The 7,455-nt window shown below is 37.3% G+C and carries 3 protein-coding genes and 1 pseudogene; 1 reads left to right on the plus strand and 3 read right to left on the minus strand.

Features of this window, described 5'->3' with window-relative positions:
- The first annotated feature begins 41 nt into the window (after positions 1-41).
- A complete protein-coding gene (locus AC5JL8_RS00305; RefSeq protein ID WP_495877782.1) occupies positions 42-1,031 on the plus strand; it encodes a hypothetical protein in 990 nt (329 codons plus the stop codon).
- 179 nt (positions 1,032-1,210) lie between these two features.
- Here the strand turns inward: AC5JL8_RS00305 and AC5JL8_RS00310 are convergent, their stop codons facing one another.
- The 3 genes and pseudogenes from AC5JL8_RS00310 to AC5JL8_RS00320 form a co-directional block, all read right to left on the minus strand.
- Complete coding sequence (locus AC5JL8_RS00310) at positions 1,211-5,095, minus strand: AAA-like domain-containing protein (RefSeq protein ID WP_495877783.1); 3,885 nt, start codon at positions 5,093-5,095, stop codon at positions 1,211-1,213.
- A 7-nt stretch (positions 5,096-5,102) separates the two neighbouring features.
- Complete coding sequence (locus tag AC5JL8_RS00315) at positions 5,103-6,317, minus strand: AAA-like domain-containing protein (RefSeq protein WP_495877784.1); 1,215 nt, start codon at positions 6,315-6,317, stop codon at positions 5,103-5,105.
- Between the two features lie 81 nt (positions 6,318-6,398).
- Positions 6,399-7,455: pseudogene (locus AC5JL8_RS00320) on the minus strand (hypothetical protein); the annotation flags it as partial.

Here is a 7,455-nt window from a genome sequence, read left to right on the forward strand (position 1 = left end):
ATCTTAACGGTTTACTTGCTATTTGAGTGTTTCTGCCAAAAGTGGATGCTCCCATCGAATACTTCAAGCATTGGACAAAGTGGAAGCTCAAGAACCACCGTACTGCTTGGATTTACCAACCACTGAAACGGATTTATGCTGACCTAATGGGTGAGCATAGTCTTCATGTAATCAGGAGTGCGATCACACTACTTGACGAGATGGGTATTATCTCCAAGCAGAAGAACCCAGGCAATGGTCAGGATCGGACATGGCAGTATAAATTAAACTTTGAGACACTGAATAGGCTACTTGAACTTGGCAAGTGCAAAACTGAACATTCGGCGTTCACTATAGAACAACACCACAGAAACCATACTCAAGCTTCAAAGCCACAGCAACACTCTGCTGTTGAGCTTGAAAAAAGTGAGGAAGTGGAAGCCGAAAATTTGGACTGCGGCCAGGAAGGGGCTTGTCAAACCGCAGAGTTAGAGTTACCCCCAATTACTCACTTCGTTGAAGACATAGAACTGGTTGACTCGACTACCGAGACAGATGCTTGTGAAGATCGTTCTTCCGCCGCCCCGGTTGTGTCAAATTTTCAAAGCATAGACTTAATTGATGATGATGATGATGATTATTCCGCCTCAGAGTCTATGGCAAAATCGATTCAGCCCAGCAACCAGGAAGTTCAGGAAGTGCTGCAACAGTTGAGGGAAATACCTTGTACCCCGCAGTTTCGGCTTAATGCAGAGATTGGGCGCACAGTTAAGCGGTGCTGGCAGAATGTACCAGGGGCGATCGCCTACTTGAAGGAAGCGTTACGGACTTGGAAAGGCATTAAATCACCGGAAGCTGTATTTGTGGCAGCTTGTAAGGAAGGACGGAAGCCGGAGTCTGCACAAGTTCAATCTGCCGTGAAAAATTGGTTTGATTGGGCGAGGAAAAACAGGATTGTGATTGCGATGTCGGGGGGAACTGTGTATACGCCGGATGGTGAGGCGGTGGCAGTTGCGGAGATGATGCGGCGGTATCCGGTGGGGGAGTTTTAAATTTTTGGCAGAATGTTGGGAATATATTGCGATGTGGAAGTTAAACAGCTGATTACTCAATACCCCCAATAATGATTGCATTCTTTAGCTTTTGTCGCCTAGTAGTTTTAAGCAAAGGCATAAAAGTATACACCACAAAATTGAGCTTTGTTACAAGTATTTATTTAATATTAATATGACTATTCGCTACATACTTTAGAGGCTTTTGGATGGGTAACAAAATAATCTTGGAGCCAGCGACAACTATTTAAAAGCAATTCCTCTAATTCTTGAATATATTGCCTTTGTACTGTCCCATCTAACTCTATTGTAGTAAAACTTTTTCCGTCAGAACTTAAACCAACCCCCAAAACAGGATTTTTATAATTATATTCAGCTATTTGCTGTCCTAAAGCTGTCCAAAGCATGACTTTGCCATCAACTCCAGCAGTAACAATAAGATTTGCATCTTTGCTGAAATCTAAACCTAAGATATTTTCTTGATGACCTTGCAATTGAGTAATATAATCTCCTGAAATGCTCCAAAGTATTGTACTTCTTCCTCCTGTGGTAGCAATAAGCTTATTGTTAGGACTAAAACGAATATTTTTTATTATAGTTTGGTAACTATTCCAGCTTTTTTCTAGCTCAAAAGTAGATTTTGAAGAGTTCCATTCCCAAAGATATATTCTTCCATTTTCTTTTGCCTCAACAAGATATTTCCCATCAGGGCTAAAATTAAGACTTGTGATTCGATTGCGAGGCTTTTTATCTAAATTCTGGTTATCTAACTTACTATTAACTTTCAGTTCAACTTCTTTTTCCTTATTTGTAAGATCCCAAAGCTTTATAACTCCTTTATCTAAAGCGACAGCAACAAATCTTCCATTGGGACTAATGCTTAATGTATTCAAAAAATTTGGCACTTCAAAATCCGTTTTAAGAGGATAAAATTTATCTCTAATAATAGTATGATGAACATTATTTTTACCTTGTCTAATAAATTTAAAGTTAACAGCTTTGCCTTTTGCTCCCTTAACTGCATTTTCTAAAACACTTACACTAATATTTGAAGTAGAATGCCCATCAATTTCATAAATAGTATCACATTTTTGAATACCTTTTTTCTTGGCTGGAGAGTTATTATGTACTTTACTAACAACTTGAGAATCACTATATATATCTGGCACAAAATTTATACCAATACCAATAAAATCTCGCAAATGTTTAGATTTAAAATCAGAGTTTGTAATCCATTTATTTGATTTACTATCCCATTTATCTGTAAAACTGTTCCATTGTTCTAAGCGATTTCCTAAACGATCCCAAATAGTAATGTTACCACCAAAATCTATTACTGCAATACGTTCACCATCTCTATTAAAACCTATACTCATAGGTTGATTGTTGAAACCTTTTAAATGAACTATTTTGTCTCCTAAAATATTTGAAAGTATCACAGTATGCTCTGTTTTATTATCATAGGTCTTATAATAAGCAATAGTGTTTTTATCCTGACTGAAACTCGCAACATTAAAGCATTGATTTGATGGGATGTCTAACTTAAATGATTGCTTTATTGAAGAGTTTCCTTTATTCCAATTCCAAACCTTAATAGTATTATTAAGTTGATCAATACTGGCAATACGTTTACTATCGCTGCTAAACACTAAACTTGTAATATTGCTTTGATGAGTTTTTAGTTCAACAAGCTGCTTTCTTGAAGAATAATCCCAAACTTTAACTGTACCTTCCCATCCTGTTGTAGCAAGAAACCTCCCATTAGGGCTGAAGCTTAAAATTTTGACACCAAAATGATTAGTTTCCCATTTATCAACTAGCTGTCCTAGCAAATTCCATATTTTAACTTTGCCATCTCTTCCTCCAGTTATAATATGTTGCCCATCTAGACTAAAATTGACGCTCAAAGCTCTTTCAGTGATTATCCGAGGTTTATGTCTTCCTAAAAAATCCCAAATTTTTACTTGATTATTATATTCAACTGTAGCAATATGTTGTCCATTTAAGCTGAAACTAGTATTGATAATACTTGATAAACTAAATGGCTTTAATCTAGTAACTGTTTTTTTTGATAAATCCCAAATTCTTATAACACCATTTTCTCCAGTGATAGCAATAAACTCTCCATCTGGACTAAAATTAATATTCCAAATCATCTTTTCATTTTTTTCAATATTATATGTTGATGTATTTAGTAACTTTCCTGACAAATCAAAATAATCTAGTTTTGCTTCCCTGTTTTTTATACTTAAAATTAAAAGTTTTTTTCCGTCTGGGCTAAAACTTGCATTATTAATCTCTAGGTATTGATATGTAGGCAATGTAATTAGTAGCTTTTTTGGTTGCTCCCAAATTTTAATACTACCATTTTCTTCTGCTGTAACCGTGTAAATTTTTCCAGAACTGAAAGTAATATTTAAAATTCTAATTTTATCATTGTTTAAAGCAAATTGATTTTGCTCATGAATATTACTTAAAATCTTTTGTAAGGCTAATAAAGGTTTAACTGTTGGGTATTTATGAGTAAAACTACTTTTTTCAACGAGCTTCCTTAGATTTTGCCCATCATTTATAGCTGAGATCAAAGCTTCTATTTCGTTAAATTCAAATTGTCTTAGTGTATTAATTCCTGATTGTTCTAAATTAGTAGCTTCATTGGCTACTTTTATTCTTTGTAGTAAAGTAAATACCAATCCAAATATAATAAATATTCCTCCAAGAAGAATGTAAATTGAACGTTTAGCTTTTTTATTTGCTTTAGATAATATTTGATTTGCTTGTTCTGCAATTTCCCTTTTTTGCCTTTCAAGGTTAGTTTCATATTCTCGGCTAGCATTAATAAATTTGGTATCTTGATCGCTTAAAGCTTTATTTCTTGCCCAAGCTTCTACCTCCTTTAGGGCTTGACCTGTTAATAGACGAGACTCGTCTTTACGTCCAGATTTTTCCCAAGCATTTATTGCTTCTATATGAAATAGCGAGCGTAGATTTGTCAGTTCATTTAAAATCCAGTTTTGATTAAAAATAAATTTATAAATCTGATTATATATAACTAAATTTTCATCTTGCTTTACTACTAAGCCTGATAATCGTATTTCTATTTGTTCAGGACTATCATCACATTTAATTTTACCCTGAGTTAAAATTTGTTGGTAAAGTTCTAATAAGCGTCCAGTTCTTTTTTCATCTCGTAAAATTCTGTCTTGAATTGTTCGTAGATGCTCAGGCTCATCTTGAGATTCCCAATTTTCAATAATCCGTAACCTAACAACTTGCTCCACTGAACGAGAATTTAGTTGCTCCGATTCTTCCACCATAAACTGACACAGCTTTTGAGTCAGAAATGGTTGCCCCCCAGTCCACTGCAAAATCTCTTGCATTATGGTTTGGGGACTACTAAATTTACCATACAATCCCTTTTCTAATGGTTCAACTTCATGCAACTGAAAACCCTTGAGAGAGATAGCCTGACCAATATTAAACGGGGTGCGCTGTTTATCCTCAATCAAATTACTAGGCGATGCTACCCCTAGCAAACAAAATGTGAGACGGTTATATTCTGGATTATCAACTCGCTTGTTATAACAGGCTCGAATCAGTGCAAAAAAGTCATCTGTGGGAAAGTTCAGGCTGAGTACGCTATCAATTTCATCAATAAAAATAACAATATTCTCTTGAACCTCAACAAGTAATACTTCTTCCAGAAACTTACGAAATCTTGTTACCAATGTGTTTAATTGATTAGTTTCCCACCAATCGCCAAAGTCTACATCTAACCCAAAACTATCAATGAGCGTGTCAATTAAATCTGCATACCATTGCTCAGGAGGTACATTCTGAATCCCACCCGCAGACAAGTCAACTGCTGCACACTGCACACCTTCCTCTCTCAATCGCTGCATGGTTCGCACACGCAAACTGGATTTACCACTCTGCCTAGAATTTAGTACGTAACAAAATTTTCCTGCCTTCAGCCCTTCATACAACTGGGCATCAGCTTCTCTGGTAACGTAGGTGCTGGCATTTTCAGGTAGACTTCCAGAAAAGATGTACTGGTCAACCATGACTCACCTACCCCAAACGATTTGAGAAATACTGACGATACAAATCACAACTAGGAATGCAATCATTACTAACAAGTTTGACCAAGCCCAAGCTGTGCAGTTTAAATGCCACTTCAGTATCAAGCCTGATAGGTGCATCTGTCATTACTACTCTTTTATACTCTGTCTCAAGCTGGGGATTATGTTGTAAATGCCACAGTTGTTGTCGCAGGTGGTCACTAAAAATCCCTTCTTCTGTTGGGGCAAGTCTCAACAGTTCTTCTAACGTTGTCTGCTGGCTTTTGAGGTGAGCGATCGCAGACTGTACCAAGTAAGGATGCCCCCCAACCATCCCCATCAATCCATTTAAGCCCTGTTCTCCAAGCATATCTAAACCCTGTTGTTTGGCAAGGTCTAATACTTGTTGCTTGTTAAATTCGGGTAACTCAATGGCCAACCCAACATTAAACGGGGAGTGATTTGTGTCTAGAGACGGGTAGGATTCAGTGGAGTGAACCACGACTAGGCGCAGTTTCTTCCAGATGTTACCAATCTTGTCACCTTGTTTGGCTGCTTCATACCATCCCCGCAGCAGTAAGCAGAACTGAGGGAAAATCTCTGGATAATCAAACAGTCTCTCAAAGTTGTCGATCGCTAAAACTAAGGGCGCATCTGTAACCGATAGTAGATATTTTTGGAAATAGCGGGTACAGTTTTTATTCAATCCAAACACTTCTTGCCAGTGTTTGTCTAGTTGGGGTTCTAGCTCTAGGCTGTCAGCAACATCAACGCACAGCCATTGTAAGAATGTTTTTAAGTTAGCCAGATTTTCAGCATCAGCTAGTTTTAAATCGAGCTTTGCTGTTTGATAATCATGCACTCTGGCATAATCTAATATTTTCTCTAGCAAAAGAGTTTTGCCCATTCTCTGAGGGGCTTTGATGCGGATTAACGCCCCTGGCTGCACAATTGCGTTGTAGCATTTGTCTTCAATTGGCGGACGTGCGATATATATGTTTGCGTCTGTTTCTAATAAATGGTTATCTACCGTAGGCGATCGCTGCTGTTGGTTCAGTGATGGAGTTGGATTGCTTGCTACTGGTGTATGCCCAAAATATATGTTGTAGACATCGCCGCCTATACGCTCTGCCTTTACAGACTCAGCATTAATCAGTCCTCCGCCAAACTGAGAATTAGGCAAGTCATTATTGGTGACTGTCTTTGGCTCTTGGGAGTCTGGCATGGGTTTGTTTGGGCAGGCTTAAGCGTTGTATTGTAAATAATATCACCTTTGTTTTTTAGGCTAACAGATGCAAATTCTTTCTTAATCTCGCCTGAACTCCATTTGGGCGAAGTGGTTTTGTAGGAGTTTGTGAATGAAGCGATAGCGGCCGCCGACACGCTGGAGCAACATACGCTCAGTGCAGTAGTCAAGGAAACGCGCGTAGTTCCAGGGGATGTAGCCGTTGAAGTAAAGGACGAGGCGTAGGGTAAAGTGTTTAATAACGGGTGTTCCACTTCTAGCTATCCCTCCGAATAATCCCCAAAGTAATCCATACTTTAACATAAGAATTAAATCTTGAGGGGCAATATTATTTTTTGGAATTGTTAGTTTAATCCAATTTAGTCGAATCCAGAAGACTAATATTATGGAAGGTAAAAATAACAAGGCTGATAATTTGACTGTATTTTTAGCAGATTGCCAAATACCTTGATTAGGGATAGTTTTATTTTCTATCTCTAATCCATGAAATCCAAAAATCAGCCCAGAAATCAGCCATACACTCAGCCCTACACTCAGTTCAAAAATCAGCCCTACACTTAGTCCATAAATCAGCCCTACACTTAGTCCCAAAATCAGCCCAGAAATCAGCGCATTTTTGAAATTATGATAAGAAAATTTTAGGGTTTCAATTGCTTTAATTTTATCTCCAAGCAACCCAGAAATCAAACCAGAAATCAGCCCTAGACTCAGCGCAGGAATCGGCCCATTAATCAGCACATTAATCATCTCAGGATTCAGCCCAGGATTTAGCATATTAATCAGCCCATAAATTAGTCCTAGACTCAGCCCATAAATCATCCATTTTATAATGGTTATGTTAAAAAAAATATTAGACTTAATTAAACCTATATTTTCAAGTTTATACTCTATTCTCTCACCAAATAAAGCATTAATCAGCCCATAAAGTAACCCAAAAATCAGCCCATAAAGTAACCCAAAAACCAGCCCAGGGTTCAGAGCTAGACTCAGCCCAAAAATCAGCATTTGTATAACTCCCCAGACAATCAAATTATAAATAATTTTAGGGATTTCATTTTTCATTTGGGAGCATCCAGTTTTGGAAGATTTACCATTTCTGAGAAAATGTAGAAGGAAA

The organism is Mojavia sp. (genome assembly GCF_059505145.1).

Excerpts from the sequence above, each read along its gene's own strand:
- AC5JL8_RS00310 (WP_495877783.1), bottom strand. The coding sequence starts at position 5,095 with ATGGTTGACCAGTACATCTTTTCTGGAAGTCTACCTGAAAATGCCAGC.
- AC5JL8_RS00315 (WP_495877784.1), bottom strand. The coding sequence starts at position 6,317 with ATGCCAGACTCCCAAGAGCCAAAGACAGTCACCAATAATGACTTGCCT.